The sequence below is a fragment of the Phenylobacterium zucineum HLK1 genome (assembly GCF_000017265.1).
GTDB lineage: Bacteria > Pseudomonadota > Alphaproteobacteria > Caulobacterales > Caulobacteraceae > Phenylobacterium > Phenylobacterium zucineum.
The window spans coordinates 2989246-3011501 of sequence record NC_011144.1 but is presented as its reverse complement, the minus strand read 5'-3'; the positions used below and the strand labels follow the sequence as shown (position 1 = coordinate 3011501).

30 protein-coding genes are annotated in these 22256 nt (G+C 72.1%); 11 read left to right on the top strand and 19 right to left on the bottom strand.

Annotated features, from left to right (window positions below):
- The first annotated feature begins 86 nt into the window (after positions 1-86).
- The 4 genes from PHZ_RS14525 (at position 87) to PHZ_RS23180 (ending at position 1628) form a co-directional block, all read left to right on the top strand.
- Positions 87-488: a response regulator gene (locus tag PHZ_RS14525; RefSeq protein WP_012523169.1), complete on the top strand. Its 402-nt coding sequence runs from the start codon at positions 87-89 to the stop codon at positions 486-488.
- Positions 489-541: 53 nt separating this feature from the next.
- Complete coding sequence (locus PHZ_RS14520) at positions 542-790, top strand: DUF3297 family protein (protein ID WP_012523168.1); 249 nt, start codon at positions 542-544, stop codon at positions 788-790.
- A gap of 144 nt (positions 791-934) precedes the next feature.
- Positions 935-1144, top strand: coding sequence for a hypothetical protein (locus tag PHZ_RS14515; protein WP_041373570.1), 210 nt, complete (start codon positions 935-937; stop codon positions 1142-1144).
- Between the two features lie 163 nt (positions 1145-1307).
- On the top strand, positions 1308-1628 hold the full coding sequence (locus tag PHZ_RS23180; RefSeq protein WP_049758275.1) for a UrcA family protein: 321 nt from the start codon (positions 1308-1310) through the stop codon (positions 1626-1628).
- An 87-nt stretch (positions 1629-1715) separates the two neighbouring features.
- Here the strand turns inward: PHZ_RS23180 and PHZ_RS14505 are convergent, their stop codons facing one another.
- Entirely contained in the window at positions 1716-2414 is a 699-nt protein-coding gene (locus PHZ_RS14505; protein WP_012523167.1) for a pirin family protein, read from the bottom strand.
- A gap of 198 nt (positions 2415-2612) precedes the next feature.
- Between PHZ_RS14505 and PHZ_RS21800 the strand changes: the two genes are divergently transcribed.
- Positions 2613-3248, top strand: coding sequence for a beta/gamma crystallin-related protein (locus tag PHZ_RS21800; RefSeq protein WP_012523166.1), 636 nt, complete (start codon positions 2613-2615; stop codon positions 3246-3248).
- Between the two features lie 30 nt (positions 3249-3278).
- Here PHZ_RS21800 and PHZ_RS14495 read toward each other — a convergent pair whose 3' ends face one another.
- The 3 genes from PHZ_RS14495 to PHZ_RS14485 form a co-directional block, all read right to left on the bottom strand.
- A complete protein-coding gene (locus tag PHZ_RS14495; RefSeq protein ID WP_012523165.1) occupies positions 3279-3833 on the bottom strand; it encodes a cytochrome b in 555 nt (184 codons plus the stop codon).
- 46 nt (positions 3834-3879) lie between these two features.
- Positions 3880-4785 (bottom strand): alpha/beta fold hydrolase, encoded by a 906-nt coding sequence (locus PHZ_RS14490; protein WP_012523164.1) that lies wholly within the window; start codon positions 4783-4785, stop codon positions 3880-3882.
- Positions 4786-4866: 81 nt separating this feature from the next.
- Positions 4867-5055 (bottom strand): hypothetical protein, encoded by a 189-nt coding sequence (locus PHZ_RS14485; RefSeq protein WP_041373569.1) that lies wholly within the window; start codon positions 5053-5055, stop codon positions 4867-4869.
- A 540-nt stretch (positions 5056-5595) separates the two neighbouring features.
- Between PHZ_RS14485 and PHZ_RS23175 the strand changes: the two genes are divergently transcribed.
- Positions 5596-6510: a cell wall hydrolase gene (locus PHZ_RS23175; protein WP_049758272.1), complete on the top strand. Its 915-nt coding sequence runs from the start codon at positions 5596-5598 to the stop codon at positions 6508-6510.
- Positions 6511-6549: 39 nt separating this feature from the next.
- Here the strand turns inward: PHZ_RS23175 and PHZ_RS14475 are convergent, their stop codons facing one another.
- A complete protein-coding gene (locus tag PHZ_RS14475; RefSeq protein WP_012523162.1) occupies positions 6550-7491 on the bottom strand; it encodes a GlxA family transcriptional regulator in 942 nt (313 codons plus the stop codon).
- An 80-nt stretch (positions 7492-7571) separates the two neighbouring features.
- Between PHZ_RS14475 and PHZ_RS14470 the strand changes: the two genes are divergently transcribed.
- Positions 7572-8258: a DJ-1/PfpI family protein gene (locus tag PHZ_RS14470; protein ID WP_012523161.1), complete on the top strand. Its 687-nt coding sequence runs from the start codon at positions 7572-7574 to the stop codon at positions 8256-8258.
- A gap of 17 nt (positions 8259-8275) precedes the next feature.
- On the opposite strand, the gene PHZ_RS14465 is transcribed toward PHZ_RS14470, so the two are convergent.
- The 10 genes from PHZ_RS14465 to PHZ_RS14420 form a co-directional block, all read right to left on the bottom strand.
- Positions 8276-8806 (bottom strand): Rid family hydrolase, encoded by a 531-nt coding sequence (locus PHZ_RS14465; protein WP_049758271.1) that lies wholly within the window; start codon positions 8804-8806, stop codon positions 8276-8278.
- A gap of 159 nt (positions 8807-8965) precedes the next feature.
- Positions 8966-9196 carry a hypothetical protein gene (locus PHZ_RS14460; RefSeq protein WP_041373568.1) on the bottom strand — a complete coding sequence of 77 codons (231 nt, stop codon included), beginning with the start codon at positions 9194-9196 and terminating at the stop codon, positions 8966-8968.
- Between the two features lie 2 nt (positions 9197-9198).
- Positions 9199-9411: a hypothetical protein gene (locus PHZ_RS14455; RefSeq protein ID WP_012523159.1), complete on the bottom strand. Its 213-nt coding sequence runs from the start codon at positions 9409-9411 to the stop codon at positions 9199-9201.
- Between the two features lie 68 nt (positions 9412-9479).
- Complete coding sequence (locus PHZ_RS14450; protein ID WP_012523158.1) at positions 9480-9959, bottom strand: DUF421 domain-containing protein; 480 nt, start codon at positions 9957-9959, stop codon at positions 9480-9482.
- A 2-nt stretch (positions 9960-9961) separates the two neighbouring features.
- Positions 9962-10246, bottom strand: coding sequence for a hypothetical protein (locus tag PHZ_RS14445; protein ID WP_041373567.1), 285 nt, complete (start codon positions 10244-10246; stop codon positions 9962-9964).
- Positions 10247-10348: 102 nt separating this feature from the next.
- Positions 10349-10732, bottom strand: coding sequence for a DUF1622 domain-containing protein (locus PHZ_RS14440; RefSeq protein ID WP_012523157.1), 384 nt, complete (start codon positions 10730-10732; stop codon positions 10349-10351).
- A 58-nt stretch (positions 10733-10790) separates the two neighbouring features.
- A complete protein-coding gene (nadC, locus tag PHZ_RS14435) occupies positions 10791-11639 on the bottom strand; it encodes a carboxylating nicotinate-nucleotide diphosphorylase (RefSeq protein WP_012523156.1) in 849 nt (282 codons plus the stop codon).
- Positions 11636-13156 (bottom strand): L-aspartate oxidase, encoded by a 1521-nt coding sequence (locus PHZ_RS14430; RefSeq protein WP_012523155.1) that lies wholly within the window; start codon positions 13154-13156, stop codon positions 11636-11638. Before PHZ_RS14430 ends, nadC begins: the two co-directional genes overlap by 4 nt.
- 72 nt (positions 13157-13228) lie before the next feature.
- The gene (nadA, locus tag PHZ_RS14425; protein WP_012523154.1) at positions 13229-14314 is read right to left on the bottom strand and encodes a quinolinate synthase NadA; all 1086 of its coding nucleotides are present in this window, start codon (positions 14312-14314) and stop codon (positions 13229-13231) included.
- Between the two features lie 208 nt (positions 14315-14522).
- Positions 14523-16511, bottom strand: coding sequence for an ATP-binding protein (locus PHZ_RS14420; RefSeq protein WP_012523153.1), 1989 nt, complete (start codon positions 16509-16511; stop codon positions 14523-14525).
- Between the two features lie 173 nt (positions 16512-16684).
- Here PHZ_RS14420 and PHZ_RS22240 point away from each other — a divergent pair, with 173 nt between their 5' ends.
- On the top strand, positions 16685-17857 hold the full coding sequence (locus tag PHZ_RS22240; RefSeq protein ID WP_012523152.1) for a cell wall hydrolase: 1173 nt from the start codon (positions 16685-16687) through the stop codon (positions 17855-17857).
- On the opposite strand, the gene PHZ_RS14410 is transcribed toward PHZ_RS22240, so the two are convergent.
- From PHZ_RS14410 to trxB, 3 genes are all read right to left on the bottom strand, one after another.
- Positions 17833-18318, bottom strand: coding sequence for a GNAT family N-acetyltransferase (locus PHZ_RS14410; protein ID WP_012523151.1), 486 nt, complete (start codon positions 18316-18318; stop codon positions 17833-17835). The two genes, PHZ_RS22240 and PHZ_RS14410, sit on opposite strands and share 25 nt — an antisense overlap.
- A 10-nt stretch (positions 18319-18328) precedes the next feature.
- On the bottom strand, positions 18329-18547 hold the full coding sequence (locus PHZ_RS14405) for a hypothetical protein (RefSeq protein WP_148216877.1): 219 nt from the start codon (positions 18545-18547) through the stop codon (positions 18329-18331).
- Positions 18548-18613: 66 nt separating this feature from the next.
- A complete protein-coding gene (trxB, locus tag PHZ_RS14400) occupies positions 18614-19633 on the bottom strand; it encodes a thioredoxin-disulfide reductase (protein ID WP_012523150.1) in 1020 nt (339 codons plus the stop codon).
- A 49-nt stretch (positions 19634-19682) separates the two neighbouring features.
- On the opposite strand from trxB, the gene PHZ_RS23170 reads away from it, so the two are divergent.
- From PHZ_RS23170 to pseH, 3 genes are all read left to right on the top strand, one after another.
- The gene (locus PHZ_RS23170; RefSeq protein ID WP_012523149.1) at positions 19683-19829 is read left to right on the top strand and encodes a hypothetical protein; all 147 of its coding nucleotides are present in this window, start codon (positions 19683-19685) and stop codon (positions 19827-19829) included.
- 68 nt (positions 19830-19897) lie between these two features.
- Positions 19898-20956, top strand: a complete 1059-nt coding sequence (pseI, locus tag PHZ_RS14395; RefSeq protein ID WP_012523148.1) for a pseudaminic acid synthase — start codon at positions 19898-19900, stop codon at positions 20954-20956.
- Positions 20953-21528 carry a UDP-4-amino-4,6-dideoxy-N-acetyl-beta-L-altrosamine N-acetyltransferase gene (pseH, locus tag PHZ_RS14390; RefSeq protein WP_012523147.1) on the top strand — a complete coding sequence of 192 codons (576 nt, stop codon included), beginning with the start codon at positions 20953-20955 and terminating at the stop codon, positions 21526-21528. Before pseI ends, pseH begins: the two co-directional genes overlap by 4 nt.
- On the opposite strand, the gene PHZ_RS14385 is transcribed toward pseH, so the two are convergent.
- Positions 21525-22235 carry a cytidylyltransferase domain-containing protein gene (locus tag PHZ_RS14385; protein ID WP_041374254.1) on the bottom strand — a complete coding sequence of 237 codons (711 nt, stop codon included), beginning with the start codon at positions 22233-22235 and terminating at the stop codon, positions 21525-21527. The genes pseH and PHZ_RS14385 overlap by 4 nt on opposite strands.
- Positions 22236-22256 lie beyond the last annotated feature (21 nt).

The window sequence follows — 22256 nt, the reverse complement described above, 5'->3', positions numbered from 1 at the left end:
GTTTGGGGTTGGCTTCGCTGGACGACTCTGTATGTCGGCTAGCAGACAAATTCCGCACCAGAGGTGTACAGCCAGCAGGGGGCGCCATGGCCGCCGCAGCCCGCCGCGTCGATCCCGTCCGCCGGATCCTCGTCGTCGACGACGACGAACAGCTTTGTGAGCTGGTGACGGACATTCTCGAGGACGCCGGCTACGAGGCGCACTGCATCCATAACGACCGCGGCGCCTTCTCGGCCCTGTCCGGGGTGATGGCGTACGCGGCCCTCGTCGTGGACGTGAACCTGGGGCCCGGTGTCACCGGCTTCGACGTCGCGCGGTTCGCCCGCCAGATGCGTCCGACCCTGCCGGTCCTCTACGTCAGCGGCGATTCCAGCGAGGCTTCGTTCCGGGCGTTCGGCGTCCCGGGCAGCGCCTTCGTCGAGAAGCCGTTCCCGGCCGACGAGCTGGTTCGCCGGCTTCGTCTGATCACCGGCGACAACGAGGCGTGAGAGGCGCGCTGCGGCCGCTTGAACCGGCGTCCGCTCTGTGCGACCTCGCGCGCATGAGCGAGAACACCGACACCCCGCCCGACCGCCTCTCGGTGGATCCGGCGAGCCCCTACTACGACGCCGAGGTGCTGGCCCGGAACGTGGGCGTGCGCTTCAAGGGCGAGGACAAGACCAACGTCGACGAATACTGCGTCAGCGAGGGGTGGATCCGCGTCACCGTGGGCAACTCCCGCGACCGCAAGGGCAATCCCCTGACCATGAAGCTGACCGGTCCGGTCGAGCCCTACTTCCGCGAAGGCTGACCGCAGCGCCTGCGCATCCAGGCGCCCCCTGCTTTCGCCCCGCGCCTTTGGCCCGTGCGCCTGCGTGTCGCACGGCCGGGACGCGGAAGCCTCGTGCGCGGCGCGCGCCGATCTGAGAGAACGGCGCTCGGGGGAGGACCTGTGATGTTCGATCTGAGCGTCGTGGCCCACGGGGGCTGTTGGATTCTGCAGGACGACGACGGCGGCGAACTCGGCCGCTTCGACAGCCGCGCCGAAGCGCTGGCGGCGGCGGGCGACTATGCCCGCGTCACCGAGGAGCCGCGCGTGGTGCTGGTCTGCGACGACCTGGGCGAGTGGGACGAGGCGGTGGTGGAGCCGCCGCCCTTGCACTGAAGCTGCGATCGAACATTACAGAGGGTTCAAGTATTACGCCGACGTAATTTTCTTAAATCGGCGTCATTACCCCCTATTCACGGGATTCCGCGGAAGACCGGAAGTATTCGTTTCCTTGTCGACGGACGCAGCGTCCGCCCGCATCGCCCGGAGGGAAACGAAGATGACCAAGACCAACTTCACCAGCCGCATCGCCGGCGTCGCCACGCTCCTGCTGGCCGCCCTGCCGATGGCCGCCCTGTCCACCGCCGCCCACGCCGCCCCGTCGGTGAAGGTGAGCGACCTGAACCTGCTGAGCCCCCAGGGCGCCGCCGTCCTGAAGCAGCGCACCGACCATGCGGTCTACAAGTACTGCGCCCACCGCAAGGTCGCGACCGACCGCGCCGCCTGCCAGCGGGGCGTCCGCGCCGAGATCGCCCAGAAGGCCGAGGTCGTGCGCCAGCAGCAGCTCGCGACCCTCACCATGAGCTTCGCCGTCCGCTGAGCTCTCCCTTGAACGGCGGACGTGCGGGAGGGCCCGCGGCCAGCCCCTGGCCGCGGGCCCTTGCTTTTCAGGGCGCTTCGGCGGCCTTCAGGCCGCGTCCACCAGCACCACCTCGGCGTCCTCGAGCGCCTTGACCTTCAAGACGGCCTCGTCGCGCACCGCCGCGCCGTCCCGGGCGTCCAGGCGGACGCCGTTGACCTCCACCGATCCCGCCGCCGGCACCAGATAGGCGTGGCGGCCCGCGCCCAGCACGTACTCGGCCGTCTCGCCGGCGCGCAGGGTCGCCCCGGCCACGCGGGCGTCGGTGCGGATCGGCAGGGCCTCGTCGTCGCCCGGCAGGCCGCTGGCCAGGGTCACGAAGCGGCCGGCCCGATCGCCCTTGGGGAACGGCCGCGCGCCCCAGCTGGGCGCCCCGCCGCGGGATGTCGGCAGGATCCAGATCTGGAAGATCTTCGTGGTCTCGGGCTCCAGGTTGTACTCGGCGTGCCGGATGCCCGAGCCGGCGCTCATCACCTGCACGTCGCCCGCCGCCGTCCGGCCCTGGTTGCCCAGGCTGTCCTGGTGGGTGATCGCGCCTTCGCGGACGTAGGTGACGATCTCCATGTCGGCGTGGGGGTGCGGCGGGAAGCCGGACCGCGGGGCGATCTCGTCGTCGTTCCAGACGCGGATCGGGCCCCAGCCCATGCGCGCCGGATCGTGATAGCCGGCGAAGGAGAAGTGGTGGCGGGCGCGCAGCCAGCCGTGGTCGGCGCCGCCGAGGTCGGCGAAGGGTCGGCGTTCGATCATGTCGGGTCTCCCGGCGGCGCATCGGCGCCGCGCTCTCCGGAAGGAAGATAGTCCGCCTCGTGCGGAGACAAAGCGGCCGGCCGGGAGAAGATTGTTTCCAGTCCGGAGATGATCTGTCCTGACGGCCGGCTGAGCCGAGCCTTCAGCGGCGGTTCATCACGGCGAAGCTTGATTGGACGCCTGGCTAAGGAGGCTGAGATGACGAGGACGATGTGGCTCGCCGCGGGAGTGGCCGCGGCTCTGGCGTGTGCGGGAGCGGCGCAGGCCCAGCCTGGCCCGATGCCGTCGGTCCGGGGCGGCTCGGCCACCCTCTACGAACTGCCGAACTACCAGGGCCGGTCGGTGACCATCACCAACTCGGTCTCCGACCTGGGAGACTGGCGCTTCAACGACCGGGCCCGGAGCGCGCGCTTCCAGGGGACCTGGCGCGTCTGCGAGCACGACGATTTCGAAGGGCGCTGCCAGGACATCCGGGGGGACGTCCCCGACCTGACCCAGTACGGCCTCTCGGGCCAGGTCTCGTCGCTGGAGCCCGCCGGCTTCGGCCGCCCGCGTCCCGGGCCCGAGGACGGCTGGGGCCCGCGTCCGCCGGGCGGCGGGCGCGACGCGCGCGGCTACGACGGCGAGCGGACGGTCTTCTTCCCGCGCCCCACCGTCCGCGGCGTGGATGTCGCCGCCGGCCGGCACGGAGCGAACGTCTTCTGCCGCCGGCAGGGGCTGGGCGATGCGGTCTGGTTCGACGACAGCCAGCGGGCGTCCCGCGCGATCGGACCCGAGGGCCAGATCACCGGGCGTTCGCCGGTGCTCCGCGACCTGCTCTGCCGCAAGTACTGAGGGTCGGAAGTCCCAGGGCGGGGCGCGGGGTCAGGCCCCGCGCGCCGACCACAGCATCCGCCGCAGCGTGCCGTCGCGGTCGATGAGGGTGTGCTTGAGCGCGCCCAGAACGTGCAGGCCCAGCAGCGGCCAGAGCAGGCTGGGCGCGAGCTTGTGGACCTCCTCGGCGGCCTCGTGCAGCCACTCCACGGGAGCGGCGAACGGGCTTGCGATGGCGAACCAGTCGAACACCTCCACCGGCCGGGCGTTGGACCAGATCACCAGGGGGCCGGTGACGAGCTGGACGGCGATCATCGCCAGGAACAGGACCTGGACGGTTTCCGCCAGCAGCCGCAGCGGCCCGCCGGCCCCGATCGGGGCGGGGCGGGGCTGGGACAGGCTCCAAAGGACGCGGGCCGCAAGGAAGGCGAACAGCAGGACGCCGACCGAGACGTGGCTCGCCATGGCCGCCAGCTTGGCCGCGCGGTCCGGCGCCTCCTCCATGCGCTCGCCCAGGAGGTAGAGGACGATCACGCCCGCCGCGGAGATCCAGTGGAGGGCGATGGCGGCCCAGCCGTAGCCGGCCCGGGTGTTTGCAAAGCTCATGGACAAGGAAGCTACGCCTCGGCGGGCCTCTCCCGTTTGATCTTTGTCAGCGGCGGGCGGCGAGCCAGCCCTTGACCGTGCGGTTCACCTGGTCCTTCGCGTCGTGCTGAACGAAGTGGGCGGCCTGGGGGAACATGACGATCGTGGTGTCGGCGTCCACGTGGTCCCAGGTCCCGGCGTGGCCCGCCGCGTTCAGGGCCGTGTCCTTCATGCCATGGATGACGAGGGTCGGAGCCTTGATCCGCGCCGCCGTCGCCATGGAGGGCGGAGCGGCGGTCGCCGCGCCGGTCCCGCTGGGGTAGTTGGCGCGGTAGTAGTTCAGCATGGCGGCGAAGTCCGAACGCTTGAACGCCTCGACATAGCCCGGCTTCTCGGCCGCGTCCTTCACCCAGCCGGCGAGCCCCTCGGCGGTCAGGGTCTTCTCGAACCCGGGCTGCTGGAAGTTGCGGGCGTACTGGCTGTTCTTCTGCTGCTCGGCGTTGGTCGCCATCTCGCGGGCGAAGCCGGCCGGGTGGGGCACGCTCAGGATCACCAGCCGGTTCACCAGGTCCGGGCGGTTCATGGCCACCTGCCAGGCGATGGCCGCGCCCCAGTCGTGCCCGATCACCACCGCGTCCTTCGCGCCCTCCGCGGCGATCACCGCGGCCACGTCGCCGATCAGGTTCGGCATGGCGTAGGCGGCGACGCCGTCCGGCTTGTCCGAGAGGTTGTAGCCGCGCAGGTCGAGGGCGGCGGTGCGCCAGCCGGCTCTGTTGAGCTCGGCCATCAACGGCTTCCAGGTGGCCCAATAGTCGGGGAAGCCGTGAAGCAGCACGACGAGGGGGCCTTCGCCCTCGACCACGTAGTGGATCTTCACCGCACCGTTCGCGGCGTAGCGGTCCTGGGGCGCGGCCCAGGCGGCGCTCGACAGGGCGAACGCGGCGGCCAGGGCCAAGACGGCGGTGCGGATCATGGAAGCCTCCCCTTTTCGTTTACGGCGTAGATTAATCCCGCCGCCGAAAAGGGGAAGCCGGTTGCTGGGCCGGGCAGGGGCCTAGTTCTTGTCGTCGACCTTGCTGGCGGCCGTGCCGACGGCCGCGCCGGCGGCGGCGCCTACGGGGCCGCCCACGACGGCGCCGGCGACCGCGCCCGTAGCGGCCTTCTGCTCGGTGTTGTGCCCGCAGGCCGAGAGGGTGAAGGCCATGCCGCCCGCGGCGGCGGCGAGCAGGAGCGTCTTGGTCATCTTGTGGTCTCCAGGGGTTGCAATGCGGGAAACACCGCGGCCCCGAGGAGGGTTCCGCTCAAGCTTGTTCCAGCCTGTTTGAGTAGACCTGATCTTTTCCAAGACAAGGCGGCGACAGTTCAAGTCTCCGCGCGCCGAAAGACTTTCCGGCCTCAGTCTTGGTGAATGGCCCACCTCTTGCCGCGGTTTCGCCTGAATGGATCAGAACGGAACAGCCACGGGTGCGACGGGAAGTCCTATGTTGCAGTGCAAAAAAGACTTGCCAAGGCCGGTGAGTTCATTCATATCTCCTTCACCATTTGCCGTCGCCTGCCCCATTAACGGATCCGGGGCCAGGCCTGCCGGCGGGCGCTTCCAGCACGAGCAGGGGCGACCGTGGCGACAATTGTCGGGGGGCGTCCTGTCGCCCTCGCGGTCAGGGAACCGAGTATCTTGAAATTTGGAACGCAGGCACGCGCCGACTGGCGCATGCTGATGAGCGCCGCTTTGATTGGTTCAGGCGTTGGCCTGAGCCTGGGCGCTGCATACCTGGCGGGGGGCATGGCCCAGCACGCCGCCGACCACAGCCGCGTGGAGCGCATCGCCCAGGCGACGGCCGGCGGCTATTCGAACGCCCTTCTGCAGGACGAAGGCGTGCTGCGCCTGACGCAGGCCGACGCCGCCGCGGCGCAGGCCCGCCAACTCGCCGCGCTCACCGAGCGGCTGGAGCGCAGCACCGCCCGCGAGGAGTCCAACGCACAACGCGAGCTCGAGTGCCTCACCCAGGCGGTCTATTACGAGGCCCGCGGCGAAAGCCCGCGCGGACAGCTCGCGGTCGCCCAGGTGGTGATGAACCGTGTGAAGCACCCGGCCTTCCCGAAGACCGTGTGCGGGGTGGTGTTCCAGGGCTCGGCCCGCCGGACCGGCTGCCAGTTCAGCTTCACCTGCGACGGCTCCATGCGCCGCGGCCAGGAGACCAGCGCCTGGAAGCGCGCCCGCAAGGTCGCGGCCCGCGTCCTGGCCGGCGCCGCCGTCGCCGAGGTCGGCTCGGCCACGCACTTCCACACGACCGCGGTCTCGCCGGCCTGGGGCCCGCAGATGCGGCGCGTGGCCCAGGTGGGCATGCACGTCTTCTACAAGTTCAACCCGCGCGGGATGATGCAGGCGGCCGCGCCGGCGGCGGTGCAGCCTGCGGTGCTGACCTCGGCCGTCGCCGAGCCGATGGAGCTGCGGCTGACCAACGCCGTCATGGAGGCCCCTGCGGAGGCTGCGGCCGGCGAGGCCAAGGACGCCGTGGCGGCCAATCCGGCCGCGGCTGCGGACAAGCCGGTCCAAGGCGCCAAGTCCGCCGCGGCCCAGGGTCAGGCTTCGGCCCAGCCCAAGCCGGCCGCGACCAAGCCGGCGCCCGCCGCGCTCAAGCCGGCCGAAGCGGCGGCGCTGAAGGCCCCGCAGGCCTCGGACGCCGCGATCTCCTGACGCGATCCCTGCTCCGCAGCCGGGTCTGTGGAGGCGGGCTCAAGCCCGCGCCGCCCGCCGCAGCGCCTGCGGCGGCTGGCCGAAGGCGCGCAGGAAGGCGCGGCGCATCCGCTCGGGGTCGCCGAAGCCCGCCGCCTCGGCCACCCGGTCGATAGGCTCGCGGCCCGTTTCCACCCGGGTTCGCGCCGCCTCCAGGCGCAGGCGCTCCACCGCCTTGGCCGGCGTGGTCCCGGTTTCCGCCGCGAAGGCGCGGGCGAAGTTGCGCGGGCTCATGGCCGCGCGGTCGGCGAGCTGCTCGACGGTGAGCGGCTGGGCCAGGTTCTCCCGCATCCAATCCATCAGGTCGGCGAAGCGGCCGGTGCGGCCGCCGAGCTCGATGAGCGCCGAGAACTGCGACTGGCCGCCCGGCCGCCGCTGGTGGACGACGAGCTGCTGGGCCGTGCGCCGGGCCACGTCGGCGCCGAGGTCGTCCTCCACCAGCGCCAGCGCCAGGTCGATGCCGGCGGTGATGCCCGCCGAGGTCCAGACGTGGCCGTCGCGGATGAAGATGCGGTCGGCGTCCAGTTTCACTTTCGGATAGCGGCGGGCGAAGTCGTCGGTGCGGCCCCAGTGGGTCGTCGCCCGGCGGCCGTCCAGCAGTCCCGCCTCGGCCAGGACGTAGGCGCCCGAGCAGACGCTGGCGATCCGCCGCAGGTGCGGCGCCGCCGCCCTCAGCCAGCGCACGATGGCCGCCAGCTCGGGCAGGCTGCGCGTTCCGTCGCCGCCCGAAACCACGACAGTGTCGAAGTCGGCGCCCGCCAGGGCCCCGGCGGCGATCGGCGCCCCGGACGAGCTCTTCACCGCGCCCCCGTCCGGCGCCAGCACCTCGATCTCGTAGGCCCCCGGCCGGAGCCGTCCGGCGATCTCGAAGGCGGCGATCGGGCCCGCCGCATCGAGGATCTGGAAGCCCGGGAAGATGACGACGGCGATTCGGCGGCTCATGGCAGGAAGCGTGGGATCGATGGCGTTTCTGCCAGACCGTGCGCCGGCTACGGTGCCGCCGTCAACTCAGGAGGCGGCCCATGTCCAAGCTCAGCATCGTCATCGCCCTCTATCCCGGCGTCACCCACCTCGACTTCACCGGGCCGCACCAGTTTCTCGTCCGCACGCCGGACGCGGAGGTGACGGTCGCTTCGCTGGGCGGTCGTGACATCGAGGCCGAGGGGCTCACCTTTTCGGGCCTGGCCGACCTGGCGGCTGTGGAGCGCTGCGACGTGCTGCTGGTCCCCGGCGGCTTCGGCGCCACCGACGCCATCCTGGACGAGGCGTTCATGGCGCAGATCCGGCGGCTGGGCGGGACCGCCCGCTATCTCACCAGCGTCTGCACCGGCTCGCTGATCCTGGGCGCGGCCGGCTTCCTGACGGGCCGGCGCGCGGCCTGCCACTGGGCCTGGCGCGACCTGCTGACGCCGTTCGGGGCGCTCGTCTCGGAGGCGCGGGTCGAGCGGGACGGGAACATCATCACCGGCGGGGGCGTGACCGCGGGGATCGACTTCGCCCTGGTGCTGCTGGCCGAACTGGCCGGCGAGGCCTACGCCGAGAGCGTCCAACTCGGGCTGGAGTATGCGCCGGCGCCGCCGTTCCAGTCCGGCCGGCCGGAACAGGCCCGGCCCGAGGTGCTGGCGCAGGTGAAGGCGGTGATGGCCCAGGCCCGGGCCGGCCGCGAGTCGGCCGCCCGCGCGGCCGCCGCGCGGCTGCAGCCGGCCTGACGTCCTTCAGGCGCCCGTCAGCGCTTCGGAACGTGGGCGATCATCTGGATCTCGACCACGCCATCGCCCGCCAGCAGCCCGGTCGCGCCCACCGCCGTCCAGGCCGGATGCGGGGCGGACATGAACTCGTCCTTCACCGCGCTGAAGGCCCGGAACTGATCGTCGCGCGACCCCCGGAAGCCCGGCCCGTCCCAGACGTGGAAGGTGTTGATCATGGCCACGTCGGCGAAGGTGAGGCCCTCGGCCTGAAGCGTGCGCTGGATATGGCGGAAGGCGTTGCGGACCTGGGCCTTGAACGCCTCCACGTCGCGGCCGTCCGCGCCGGCCGGGCCGGCGATCACGCCGGAGATGTAGAGGACATCGCCGGCGCGGCGGGCGGGGGCGTACTTGTAGTCGTCGTAGGCCCGCTGGGCGCCCGGGACGGGGATCACCACGTGCCCGCCGGGCGAGGGGATGATCTTCGGGTAGGCGTCGGCCTGGAGCGGGACCTGGGCCGCGGCGTGGGCGGGCAGGAGGAGCGCGGCGATGGCGGCGGCGAGCTTGAGCATGCCGGACCGTATCGCCGGTGCGTCCGCCCGGCGAGTGAAGGCTTCTTAATCCGCCGTCACACGGAAGCGCGGCCAGGACCCTTCGGCCCTGGCCGCAGCGCCAGCGGGGTTAGCCTCTCCGGACTCCTGCGCCGTCGCTATCCGGTGTCGCCATCCGGGTCAGGGCTTGGCGCGCTGGGCGCTGTTCTCCTCGAAGTCGCCCTTCTGCTCGGGATCGTGCGAGTGGCGGCGGTCCCGCTCGCCGCCGCCGCCCGAGACGTGGCTGTAGGGCGTGTTGGTGGGCTCGCCCGGCCGCCGCGGGTCGCCCTTCTTCGGCATGGGCTCGGTGCGGTCCTCGTGGCTGGCGCCTGGACCGCCCCAGCGTTCGGTGTTGGGGTGCTTGTCAGGCATGGCTAGCGGTCCTGCTGGTAGCCCTGGTGGTGGGTGTTCTGGTGCACGTTGCCGTGCCGGCCCTGTTCCTTGAGGTTGACGTCGTCGTCGCCCGGCTGGCTGGACTGGGCGTCGGTGACGGTGTCGCGGCGGTCCTGACGCTCGCCTTCGATGTTCGGCTTCTCGCCCGGATGCGAGCGCTGTTCCGGCGGGATCGGGGGAGCTTTCGATGCCATGGGGTGAGCCTCCTGTTCGAAGGGTGAACCCCGGGCGACCGGCCCGGTTCCGAGCCTTCCAGGCTCGCTCAGCGCGACAGGATCGCCGAGAGCGAGCCGTCCGCCTCAAGGAAGATGGCCTCGGCCTCGTCGAGGCTGCGGCCGCCCTTGTCGCGCACCGCCGACAGCAGCTCGTCCTCGGTGACCCGCTCGCGCCGCAGGGCGCGGCGGATAGGCTCGCCGCAGCGGAGCAGCACCGTCGGTTCGGACTTGACCGCGCGGTTGAAGCGGCCCCAGCGCGCCGTCGTCCAGGTCACGGCGAACTGCGCCACGATGAGCAGGGCCAGGGCGGTAAGCCCCTCGGCCAGCGAGGTCTCGCGGGAGATGATGACGGTGGCGAGCGTCGAGCCGAGGGCCACCGTCACCACGAAGTCGAAGGCGTTGAGCTTCGACAGCGTCCGCTTGCCCGACAGCCTCAGCATGACGACCAGCGCCACGTAGGCGGCGAGCCCGACCACCACGATCCGCAGGAGGGGCTCCCAGCCGGAGAAGAAGGCGCTCGGGTCCATGCTCAGTTCAGCGGCGGCGTGTCGCTCCCCGAGGAGGCGCCGGTTCCGGGGCTGTTGGACTCCACCTGCGAGGGCGCTGCCCCCGGCTGGCCGTAGTCCGGCGTCTGGCCGGCCATGCCGCCGGAGAGGGCGGGCGTCTGCGGATTCTGCGCCGCGCCGGCGTTGTCGGTCTCGACCATGCCGACCGCGCCCTCGCCGGGCTCGGGCGGGGCCGCATCGCCCCCGCTGCAGGCGGCGAGAAGGGCGGCGGCGCCGAGCGCCGCGCCGGCGGACAGGAACGATCTCATGCTTTGGCCTCCAGTTGGTCCCCAGTTGGTCCCCAGTTGGTCCCCGGGGAGCGGAACAGTCCGGGGGCCGCCCCGTTCCCGGGCCCCATTTCCCTCGCGGGGTCAGCGGGGCTCGCCGCGGGACGGCCCGGCGTCGGCGCGCCGCCACGGCCAGCGCCCCTCGATCTCGGTCTCCAGCGAGAAGCTCAGGAAGGTCCTGATGGCGACGATGGCGGCCAGCAGGCCGACGCTCTCCAGGGTGAGGGGCGAGGTGACCGTCGCGATGATGTCGGCGCCCACCATCAGCTCGAGGCCAAGCAGGATGCCGCGCCCGAGGTTGGCCCGGTAGCGCTCGTAGGCGACGCGCCATTCCCGGCTGAGCAGTCCGCGCCGGAGGTAGACGGCCGTCGCGACGATCACGCCGCCGAACACGACCGCGACCCCGAGGATCTCCAGAAGGCCCGCCAGCCGCGCCACGAACGGGTGCAGCGCCTCGATCCCCTCCATGCCCGGTCCTCCTCAGCTCCGCTGGAGGGGGAACAGGACAGGGCGGCGGAGGTTGCGCCTAGCCGACCGCGTCCAGGCCGATGTCGAGGACCTTGGCCGAGTGGGTGAGGGCGCCGACGCTGATCACGTCCACCCCCGTCTCGGCGATGGCGCGCACGGTCTCGAGGGTGACCCCGCCCGAGGCCTCCAGGACCACGCGGCCCTTTCCGAGGCGCACCGCCTCGGCCATGTCCGCTAGGCTGAAGTTGTCGAGCATGACAACGTCGGGATCGGCGGCCAGCGCCTCGTGGAACTGCACGAGGTTGTCCACCTCCACCTCGACCTTCATCAGGTGGCCGGCGTAGGCCTTCGCGCGGCGAACCGCCTCGCCCACCGAGCCGCAGGCGGCCACGTGGTTGTCCTTGATGAGGATGGCGTCGTCGAGGCCGAAGCGGTGGTTCACGCCGCCGCCGCAGCGGACGGCGTACTTCTCCAGAGCCCGCAGGCCCGGCGTCGTCTTGCGGGTGTCGGTGATCCTGGCGCCCGTGCCTGCGACCGCGTCGACGTAGTCCTGCGTCAGGGTGGCGATCCCGCACAGGCGGCCGAGGAGATTGAGCGCGGTGCGCTCGGCCGACAGGATCGCGCGCGCCTTGCCCTGGACGGCCGCGAGGACGGCCCCCGCCGGGACAACGTCGCCGTCCCGCACATGGGGCTCGAAGGCGAGGGCGGGGTCGAGCTCGGCCATGGCCAGCCGCGCGCAGGACAGGCCCGCGACGACGCCGCCGCGGCGGGCGGCGAAGACCACCGAAAGCTCGGCGGCCTCGGGCACGCACGCCTGGGCGGTGACGTCGCCGGCGCGGCCGAGGTCTTCGGCGAGCGCGGCGCGGACGATGGGCTGGACCAGCAGGTCGGGAAGCGGCTCGATCATTCGGCGGCGAACCTCAAGGCCGCGCCCTCCACGTCGGCCAGGGTCGCCAGGGTGCGGCGGGCCTCGCCGGACAGGGGGAAGTCCTCGCGGAAGTGGCCGCCGCGGCTCTCGCGGCGGGCCAGGGCGCCGGCGGCCACCAGCCGGGCGGCGACCAGGGCGGCGCTGCGACCGTGCGCGGCCTCCAGCGCATCGATCCGGGCCAGGAGGCGCGAAAGTCCCGCTTCGTCGCGGATCACCCCCGCCTCGCGGCTCATGGCCTCGCGCAAGGTCTTGAGGGCCTTCGCCGGAAGCTCGGCGCCCATGATCGCCCGGCAGGCGCCGGCGGCCTTGGGCTCGGCCGCGGCCGCACGGCCGGCGCGGGCGCCGAAGACGGCCGCCTCCAGGAGCGAGTTGGACGCCAGGCGGTTGGCGCCGTGAACGCCCGTCGAGGCGCATTCGCCCGCGGCGAAGAGCCCGGGAAGGCTGGTGCGCCCGTCGGCGTCGGTGGCGATCCCGCCCATGTGGTAGTGGCAGGCCGGAGCGACGGGAATCAGCTGCTTGCGCGGGTCGATCCCGCCCGAGAGGCAGGCGGCGAACACCGTCGGAAACTCGTCGGGGAAGTGGGCGCCCACCGCCTCGCGCGCGTCCAGGAAGGCCCCGCGGCCAGCCTCGCGCTCGGCGTGGATGGCGCGGGCCACCACGTCGCGCGGCGCCAGCTCGCCCGCCGGATGGTAGCGGGTCATGAAGCGCTCGCCCGCGCTGTTCACCAGCACCGCGCCTTCGCCGCGCAGCGCCTCGGTGGCGAGCGGAGCGGGGTCGCGGGCGATGTCGATGGCCGTCGGGTGGAACTGGACGAACTCGGGGTCCGCGATCGCCGCGCCGGCCATGGCGGCCAGGCCCAGACCCTCGCCCTTCAGCTCGGCCGGGGTGGTGGTCACGGCGTAGAGGCCGCCGATCCCGCCGGTGGCCAGCACGACCGCGTCGGCGAGGATCTCGGTCGGGCGTCCGTCCAGCTCGGCCACCACGCCACGGATGCGGCCGCCCGCGTCCTGCAGGAGGCCGGTGAGCCGCGCGCCGGTGCGGACCTGGACGGTGGGGGCGGCGAGGGCGGCGACGCTGACCGCCTGCATGATCGCCTTGCCGGCCTGGTCGCCCTTCACCCGCGCGACGCGGGCGCGGCCGTGGGCGGCCTCCAGGCTCTGGACGAACGCGCCGTCCGCCGCGCGGTCGAACGGCGCGCCCAGCGCCGCCAGGACGTGGACGGCGGCGGGACCTTCCTCGGCCAGCAGGCGAGCCATGGCGGCGTCCACGAGGCCGGCGCCGGCGGCCACGGTGTCGGCGGCGTGCAGTTCGGGGGCGTCGTCCGGCGAGAGCGCCGCGGCCATGCCGCCCTGCGCCCAGGCCGACGAGCAGCCGCTGTTCAGGGGAGCCTCGGTGAGCACCAGCGCCCTCGCGGGCGCGGCGGCCATCGCCGCCGTCAGCCCGGCCAGGCCCGCGCCCACGACGAGGATCCCGTCGTGGCGGATGCGGTCGGCCATCCTAGTTCGCTCCCTTCGGGCGCTTCGAAGGATCGGGGCCATGCCCTGCGCAGCCTTGGCGGAGCAGGGCCATCAGATCAGCTCCACGTCGACGTGGTGGCGGGCCTTCACGAGGTCGTAGCGGGCGGGCCTGGCCGGCGGCGGCAGGTCGATCATCCGCTGGACCGCCAGGCGGGCGCGCTCGGCGATCGCCGGGTCGACGGTCACTTCGTGCCGGTCGTGGAGCAGGGCCTCGTAGATGTTCTCCAGGCTGATCCGCTTCATGTGGGGGCACAGATTGCAGGGGCGCACGAACTCGGTGCCATGCGCGTCGGCGGCCACGTTGTCGGCCATCGAGCACTCGGTGATCAGAACCACGCGCTTGGGCTTCCTCTGCAGCACGTAGTCGTTCATCGCCGCCGTCGAGCCGGCGAAGTCCGAGACCTCCAGCACCTCGGCCGGGCACTCGGGGTGGGCCAGGACCTCGGCGCCCGGATAGGCGGCCTTGATCTCGAGGATGTCCTCGGCGGTGAAGCGCTCGTGCACCTCGCAACGGCCCTTCCAGGCGATGATGCCGATGTCGGTCTGGCGGGCGACGTTGCGGGCGAGGAACTCGTCGGGGATCAGGACCACCTTGTCGACGCCCCACAGCCTGGCGGCTTCCTCCACCACCTGCACGGCGTTGGCGCTGGTGCAGCAGATGTCGGTCTCCGCCTTCACGTCGGCGGTGGTGTTGACGTAGGTGACCACCGGCAGGCCGGGATAGCGCTGCTTGATCAGGCGCACGTCCGCGCCGGTGATCGAGCTGGCCAGCGAGCAGCCGGCCCGCAGGTCGGGGATCAGGACGCGCTTCTCGGGGCTGAGGATCTTGGACGTCTCGGCCATGAAGTGGACGCCCGCCTGAACGATCACCGCAGCGTCGGACTTGGCCGCTTCCTTCGCCAGCCCCAGGCTGTCGCCCACGTAGTCGCCGACGCCGTGGAAGATCTCGGGCGTCATGTAGTTGTGGGCGAGGATGACGGCGTTCTTCTCGCGCTTCAGCCGGTTGATCTCGGCGATCAGCGGGGCGTGCGCGCGCCATTCCATCGGCGTGACGTGGCGCTTCACCTTCTCCCATGCGGGAAGGGTCTCGGCCTCGACCTCAGGCGTGAAGGCGAACTGCGAACCGTCGGCGGCCATGTCGTCCCTCCCTTATGCTCATAGTGAGCATTACTGGGGCTTTTAAAAAGGCGCCCGGATGCCCGTGGCGCGATCACTTTTGCTCAATCGGAGCAAAACCGTCGGAACAGATATAGCGCCCCCGTGAACCCGCGCAAGGGAGAAAACCTAACCCGGGTTTTCAAACGATCTGCCGCCTTCAGGCGATCTCGCCCGCGCAGGATCGTCCTCAGACGATTTCCGGCGCGCCCGCAAGGGCCTCGGCGATGACGGCGGCGAGCTGATCTCCGCCGTAGGGCTTCTTGAGCATCGGCCAGGGCGCGCCGGCGGCGGCCTCCAGCGCCTCGCCGGTGTAGCCCGACGATAGGATCACGGGCAGGCCCGGCCGCAGGCGCACGGCCTCACGCGCGAGGTCCACCCCGTTCATGTCGCCCGGCATGATCAGGTCCGTCAGCAAGAGGTCCGCCGGCCGGCCGCTCTTCAGCACCGCCAGCGCCTGGGCGGCGTCCTCGGCGCGGACCACCTGGTGTCCGAGGTCGGTCAGGAGGGCCTCGACCAGCTCGGCCACCTGGGCGTCATCCTCGGCCAGCAGCACCCGCAGCGAGGGCCCGCCCTGCGTCTCGGCCCGGCCCGGCTCGGAGGCCGGCGCGGCCGAGGCGGTCGAGAGGGGCAGGAAGATCCGCACGCTGGCGCCCTTGCCGGGGGCGCTGTCGAGGGTGGCCGTGCCGCCGCTCTGGCGGGCGAAGCCGTAGACCTGGGACAGGCCCAGCCCGGTGCCGCGGCCCGGCGCCTTGGTGGTGAAGAAGGGCTCGAACACCCGCGCGGCGGTCTCGGCGTCCATGCCGCTGCCCGTGTCGTGCACCGCCACGCAGAGGTAGTCGCCGGCGTCCAGTTCCTCGATCTGGCCGGCGTCCAGCCGCACGCGGCGCGTCTCGACGCAGATCCGGCCGCCTGCGGGCGTCGCGTCGCGCGCGTTGACCACCAGGTTCATCAGGGCGGCCTCGAACTGGCTGGGATCGAGGTCCACGACCGCTCCCTGGGCCCCCGGCGCGAGCACGAAGCTCACCGCCTCGCCCACCGCCCGCCGCAGGAGGGGCTCGCACTCGGCCAGCATCTCGTCCACGCGCACCGGCTCGGGCTTGAGGGCCTGGCGGCGCGAGAAGGCCAGGAGTTGCTGGGTCAGCCTTTCGCCGCGGCGGGCCGCGCCCAGCGCCGCCTCGATCATCCGCTCGCGACGGGCCGCATCGGCCGGGTGGCGTTGCATCAGGTCCAGGGCGCCGATGACCACGGTGAGCAGGTTGTTGAAGTCGTGGGCGACGCCGCCGGTGAGCTGGCCCACCGCCTCCAGCTTCTGCGCCCGGCGCAGGGCCGCCTCGGCCTGGTCGCGTTCGGTGAGCGCCGCCTGCACCCGCTCGGCGAGGAGGTCGTTGATCCGCTTCAGGTCCGCCTCGGCCCGCTTGGAGTCGGTGACGTCGAAGCCCACCCCGACGAAGCCGTCGAACGCGCCCGCCGGGTCAAAGCGCGGCTGGGAGACGGAGCGAATCCACCGGTAGCTCCCGTCGGCCACGCGGTAGCGGGCCTCGAGGGTGAACAGCCGGCGCGAGCTTTCACCCTCGACCTGCTCCTTCAGGATGCGCGGCAGATCGTCGGGGTGCAGCACCTTGCGCCAGTCGAAATCGAGCGCCTCCTCATAGGGCGCGCCCAGCCATTCCACATAGGTTCGGTTGGCGAACTCCCGCCTTCCGTCCGCACGGGTGACCCACATCAGGATCGGGGCGCTGTCGGCCAGCACGCGGAAGCGCGCCTCGGAGTCGGCGGAGGCGCGGCGGGCGGCCTCCTGCGCGGCCTTGGCCTCGTCCAGCCGGATCAGGGCCTCGCGCATGGCGCTCGAGAACAGGACGGTGATCGCCCCCGAAAGCGCGAACATCGCCACGACCGCGGCGCTCGGGGCCCCCGTGGGCTGCACGATCGGCGAGAGCGCGCCGACGATGATGGCCACGATCAGCGCGCCCCAGCCGAACGTGGGCCCGGCGTAGAGGCAGATGACCGTGAGGGCGGGCAGGCTGGTCGAGCCGAGGCCGCCCATGTGCTGCCAGCCCAGCAGGGCGCCGCGCAGCGACATCGCGATCCCCAGGGCCACGACGCTGACCGCCAGCGCCCGCCACAGCGGAGGCGAGCGGCGCGGGATCAGGCGAAGCGGCCACTCCGAAGGCTTCATCGGCGGGGTACTCGGCGAACGCAGCCCGTCCCTTGGGCCGCCGATCACCATGCGGGGGCCGGCGTGCAGGCGCAACCCTGCGGTGAGATGGCCGAAGTTTAATCCCCCAGGACCACTTTTTCGCCGTCCGGGGGTCCAAAGAACGCCGGTCCGGGCCTATATGGCCAGCCTCGATGCGAGGGGTTCCCCTACAGACGCCGCGCAGCAAGGCGCGCCGCCGGAGGGCGGCGTCCGGGGCCGCCCTGGTCCTGGCCGGCTTCGCCGTGGCCGCCTGCGCGCCAAACGAGAACCCGCTGGCCTCGGCCCATGCGGCGCTGACCGCCGGCGACCTTTCGGAGACGTCGCTCCGGCGCATCGCCGCGCGCATGGACCCGGCGATGCGCGCGCTGGCCCTGCGCCACGATCCCGGCTTGAAGACCCCCGACCTGTGGAGCCGTCCCGAAGGCTGGGCCAGCCTGGACGTGGCCGAGGTCCCGGACCTCGGCTTCGGCACGGCCGAGGGCCAGACGGCGGCCGAGCTGAACGACCTGCGCCCGTTCTCGGACCTCCCGATCCGCCCCATGAAGCCGTTCGTGCTGAAGGCCTCGGGCGAGGATCGCCGCCGCGCGCTCGAATGCCTGAGCCAGGCCGTCTACTACGAGGCGGCCCGCGAGCCCGGCCTCGGCCAGGAGGCGGTGGCCCAGGTCGTGCTGAACCGGGTGCGCCACCCGGCCTATCCGAACTCCGTCTGCGGCGTGGTCTACCAGGGCGCGGCCCGGACCACCGGCTGCCAGTTCACCTTCACCTGCGACGGCTCGCTGCGCTGGGCGCCGGAGCCGGCCCTCTGGCGCCAGGCGCGCCGGGTGGCCGAGCGGGCGCTGAACGGACACGTGGCCAGGCAGGTGGGCTCGGCGACGCACTATCACGCCGACTACGTGGCCCCGTACTGGGCGCCGACCCTGGTGAAGATGACCAAGGTCGGGGCGCACATCTTCTATCGCTGGACGGGCCCGTGGGGCGAGCCGGCGGCCTTCACCGGGCGCTACGCCGGCGGCGAGGCGCGCCTGACCCCCGCGATCCTGGGCGGCTTCGACGCCCGCACCCAGGGCGGTCTCCTGGCGCCCGAGGCCCAGGGCCTGCCCGCCGAGCGCAAGGTGACCCTGGCCGTGGCGGGCGAGGTGCGCACCTACACCGTCGCCGATCCGACGGCCTCGGGCGGCGAGCGGACGCGGGTGATCGGCTCGATCACGCCGGCGCGGCGCAGGGCCACGCCCGAGGAGATCAAGGCCATCAACGAGAAGCTGGAGGCCTTCGACCGGACGATCCCCGCGGAGGCTGAGGCTCAGCCCGCGAACGCGTCCGGATAGGCGACGGACAGCGGCGCATCGAAGGCCCCGGGCTCCAGCGCCAGCGCCATGAACGCGGGGTTTCCCGCATAGGGGCTGCGCACCTGCCGCGCCGCCTGCGTCGAAAATCCGAAGCGCGGATAGTAGGCGGGGTGGCCCAGGAGGATCACGCCTTCGACGCCGAACTCGCGGGCCGTCTCCAGCGCCGCCCGGACCAGGGCCGAACCGATCCCCGTGCGCTGGCGGTCGGGACGGACGGCGAGGGGCCCTAGGGCGGCGTACAGGCCCTGACGGTCGGCCCACATGCGGCTGAAGAGGATGTGCCCCTCGACGGTCTCCCCGTTCAGCGAAACCAGCTCGAAGAGGACGTCGCCGTCGGCGCGCAGCAGATCGACCAGTCGGGCCTCGGTCTCGCCCTGGAAAGCGTCGGCGACGAGCTGGCGGACGGCCCCGTGGTCGGAAGGACGGGCGTGGCGGATCATAGGCGCCAGCCTAGCGCCCGCCGCCCCCTTCGTCGCGGGTCTCGGCCTCGCGCAGTGCACGGCGCGCGTCGTGAAAGGCGTGGCGCTCGTTCCGGATCGCCTCGCCGGCCAGCTTCCGCCAGCCCTCGGCGATGTTCAGATAGACCTCGCGCTCGGCCTCACTCGCGGCCTTGGCCGCCAGCCTGGTCACCGCCTCGGCCTGTTCTGCGTAGCGTTCGCTGTTCCGCATGGCCTCGCCCAACCCGCCAAAAGGGGGTCGGGTTTCAGCGCGGCCGTACAATTTGCGGTTGCGCGGCTACCAGGCCCCGATCTTCTGAGCCTCGCCGTGGCTGATCGGATGGTGGGCCTTGCGGTGGTCCTCCTCGGCGAGGAAGCGGACCGCCTCCAGCGCCGCCATGCAGCCCATTCCGGCCGCCGTGACCGCCTGGCGGTAGACGTCGTCGGTGACGTCGCCCGCCGCGTAGACGCCCTGGATCGCCGTCGAGGCCGTGCCCGGCTTCACCTTCAGATAGCCGGAGGCGTCCATCTCGAGCTGGCCCTTGAACAGCTCGGAGGCGGGCGCATGGCCGATGGCGATGAACACGCCGTCGCAGGGGATCTCGCGGGTCTCGCCCGTCTTGACGTTCTTCAGCCGCACGCCGGTGACGCCGAGCGGATCGGTCTGGCCCACCACCTCGTCGATGGCGCTGTCCCAGATCACCTCGATCTTCTCGTGGTTGAACAGGCGCTCCTGCAGGATCCGTTCGGCGCGCAGCTCGTCGCGGCGATGCACCAGCGTCACCTTGGCGGCGAAGTTGGTGAGGAACAGGGCCTCCTCCACCGCCGTGTTGCCGCCGCCGACCACCACGACGTTCTTGCCGCGATAGAAGAAGCCGTCGCAGGTGGCGCAGGCCGAGACGCCGAAGCCCTGGAACTTCTGCTCGGACTCCAGCCCCAGCCACTTGGCCTGGGCGCCGGTGGCGATGATCAGGGTCTCGGCGAGCCAGGTCTGGCCGCTGTCGGTCTCCAGCCGGAAGGGCCGCTGCGACAGGTCGGCCTTCACGACGATGTCGTTGACGATCTCGGTGCCCACGTGCTCGGCCTGGGCCTGCATCTGCTCCATCAGCCAGGGCCCCTGGATGACGTCGGCGAAGCCCGGATAGTTCTCCACGTCGGTGGTGATGGTGAGCTGGCCGCCGGGCTGGATGCCCTGGATCAGCACGGGCTTCAGCAGCGCCCGGGCGGCGTAGATGGCGGCGGTGTAGCCCGCGGGGCCGGAGCCCACGATCAGGCAGCGGACGGAACGGGGTTCGGGGCGGGGAGCGTTCTCGGACATCGCCCCTATGTAAGTTGGATTCTGGCCCGTTGCGACAAGGAGCGATGTCATGGCCCTGTGGATCGCGATCGGCATCGCCCTCGGCGCGGGGATCGGCGCGGTGATGGACAACGCCGCCGTCGGGATCGCGGTGGGCGTCGCCCTTGGCGTGGCCCTCTGGGCGGCGGGCGGACGCAAGGGCCCGCCGAAGACATGACCCGCCCTTCAAGGGCGGCCCTCGTGCTTAACGCGCCCTTCAGGGCGCAGGTGGCGTAGAATGGCGCCATGTCGACTCATCCGCAGGTCGAGATCGCCGGGCGCAAGGTGGGGGCCGGTCACGAGCCGTTCGTGATCTGCGAGCTGTCGGGCAACCACAACGGCAGCCTGGAGCGGGCGCTGGCGATGATCGACGCGGCGGCGGCGACTGGCTGCGACGCGGTCAAGATCCAGACCTACACCGCCGACACCATCACCATGGACGTGGACCGGCCGGAATTCCGGATCCGCGGGGGCCTGTGGGACGGCCGCAGCCTCTACGAGCTCTACCGCGAGGCCCAGACGCCCTACGAGTGGCACGCGGCGCTGTTCCGGCGGGCGCGCGAGCTGGGCGTGATCCTGTTCTCCAGCCCGTTCGACGAGACGGCGGTGGACCTGCTCGCCGGGCTGGACGCTCCCGCCTACAAGATCGCCTCCTTCGAGGCCGTGGACCTGCCGCTGATCCGCTACGCCGCGTCCAAGGGCAAGCCGCTGATCATCTCGACCGGCATGGCCAACCTCGCCGAGATCGAGGCGGCGCGCGATGCGGCGCTGTCGGCGGGCGCGCCGGGGGTGGTGCTGCTGCACTGCGTCTCCAGCTATCCGGCGCCGCTCGAGGACGCCAACGTCCGCACGGTCGCCGACATGGCGCAGCGCTTCGCCTGTCCGGTCGGGCTTTCGGACCACACGCCCGGAACGGCGGCCGCAGTCGCGGCCGTGGCCCTGGGCGCCTCGGTGATCGAGAAGCACTTCACCCTCGCCCGGGCTGACGGCGGACCCGACGCGGCCTTCAGCCTGGAGCCGGCCGAGTTCGCGGCCCTGGTGCGCGACTGCAAGGCCGCCTGGCGGGCCCTGGGCCGGGCCCAGTACGATCTGGTAGGGGCCGAGCGGGGGAACGTGCAGTTCCGTCGTTCGCTCTACGTGGCGGCCGACGTGAAGGCCGGCGAGCCGTTGACCAGGCTCAATGTGCGCTCGATCCGGCCGGGCGACGGTCTGCCTCCGGCTGAGCTGGAGGCGGTGCTGGGCCGCCCCGCGACGCGGGACCTGAGGCGGGGGGAGCCCCTGGCGTGGGATATGGTGAGCCGATGAGCGTCCGGCTGCGCAAGGTCGAGCACGAGGACAGCGCCCGCCTGCTGGAGTGGCGCAACTCGCCCGACGTGTCGGCCTTCATGTACACCGACCACCGCATCGGGCAGGCCGAGCACGACCGCTGGTTCGCCGCGGCGCTGACGGCCGAGGACCGCCGGTACTGGATCATCGAGATGGACGGCCGGCCGGTGGGCCTGGCGAACCTGACCAGGATCGATCCCATCGTGCGCCGCTGCGACTGGGCCTACTATCTGGCCGACCCGTCCACCCGCGGGCGGGGCGTCGGCGCGCAGGTCGAGTACATCGTCCTGCGCCACGTCTTCGAGACGATGAACTTCAACAAGCTGTGGTGCGAGGTCCTCAAGGAGAACGAGGCCGTCTGGAAGCTGCACGAGAGCTTCGGCTTCCGGCGCGAGGCCGAGTACCGCGAGCACGTCTGCAAGGGCGGGCGGTTCCAGGACGTGGTGGGCCTGGGCATGCTCAAGGCCGACTGGGCGGGGGCCAGGCCCGCCGTCGAGGCGCGGCTGCGCGAGAAGGGGATCGACCCCGCCGCCCTGCCGGACGCGCCCTAGACGCGGGGCTCGCCGCCCCAGCCAGCCAGGTCCGGGCGGCTGCTCACGAAGGCGCGCACGTCGTCCGAGGTGAAGGCGGGGTTGCGCGGATACAGCGCCTCGTAGACCTGCGTCACGAACTCCAGGTCGTCGGGCCGGTCCACCGTCCAGCGGACGTGGCCCCATTCCTGCGGCGGCATGAGCCGCGCGATGCGGTAGCGGTCGGGGCGGCTCCAGACCCCCCAGGTGACGTGCTCGCGCTCCTCGCGCGTCTGCGCGAGGGCGGCGGCCCGCCGAAGGGTCTCGACCGTCATGGCCTCCACGTCCTGGCCCTTGGGGAATCCCTCGCTCTGGGTGCGGCAGTGGGCGTAGTCGGCCCCCGTGGTCGCCAGCAGGTCGACGGTGGCGTCCAGCACCTGCGGGTCGATCAGAGGGCAGTCGGCGGTCAGCCGCACGACCGCCTTGGCCGGCCAGGCGTCCAGCGCGCCGATGAAGCGGGCCAGGACGTCGTCCAGGGGCCCGCGGAACACCTCCACGCCGGCGCCTTCCAGCACCTCGGCGAGCGGGTCGTCGCTGGGATCGACGCTGGTCGCCACCACCAGCCGGTCCAGACGCCGGGAGCGGCGGGTCCGCTCGATCTGGCGCAGGATCATGGGCTCGCCGAGGATCGGCTTCAGCACCTTGCCCGGCAGCCGGGTGGAGCTCAGCCGGGCCTGGAGGATGGCCAGGGTCGCGGCGGGGTTTCGGGT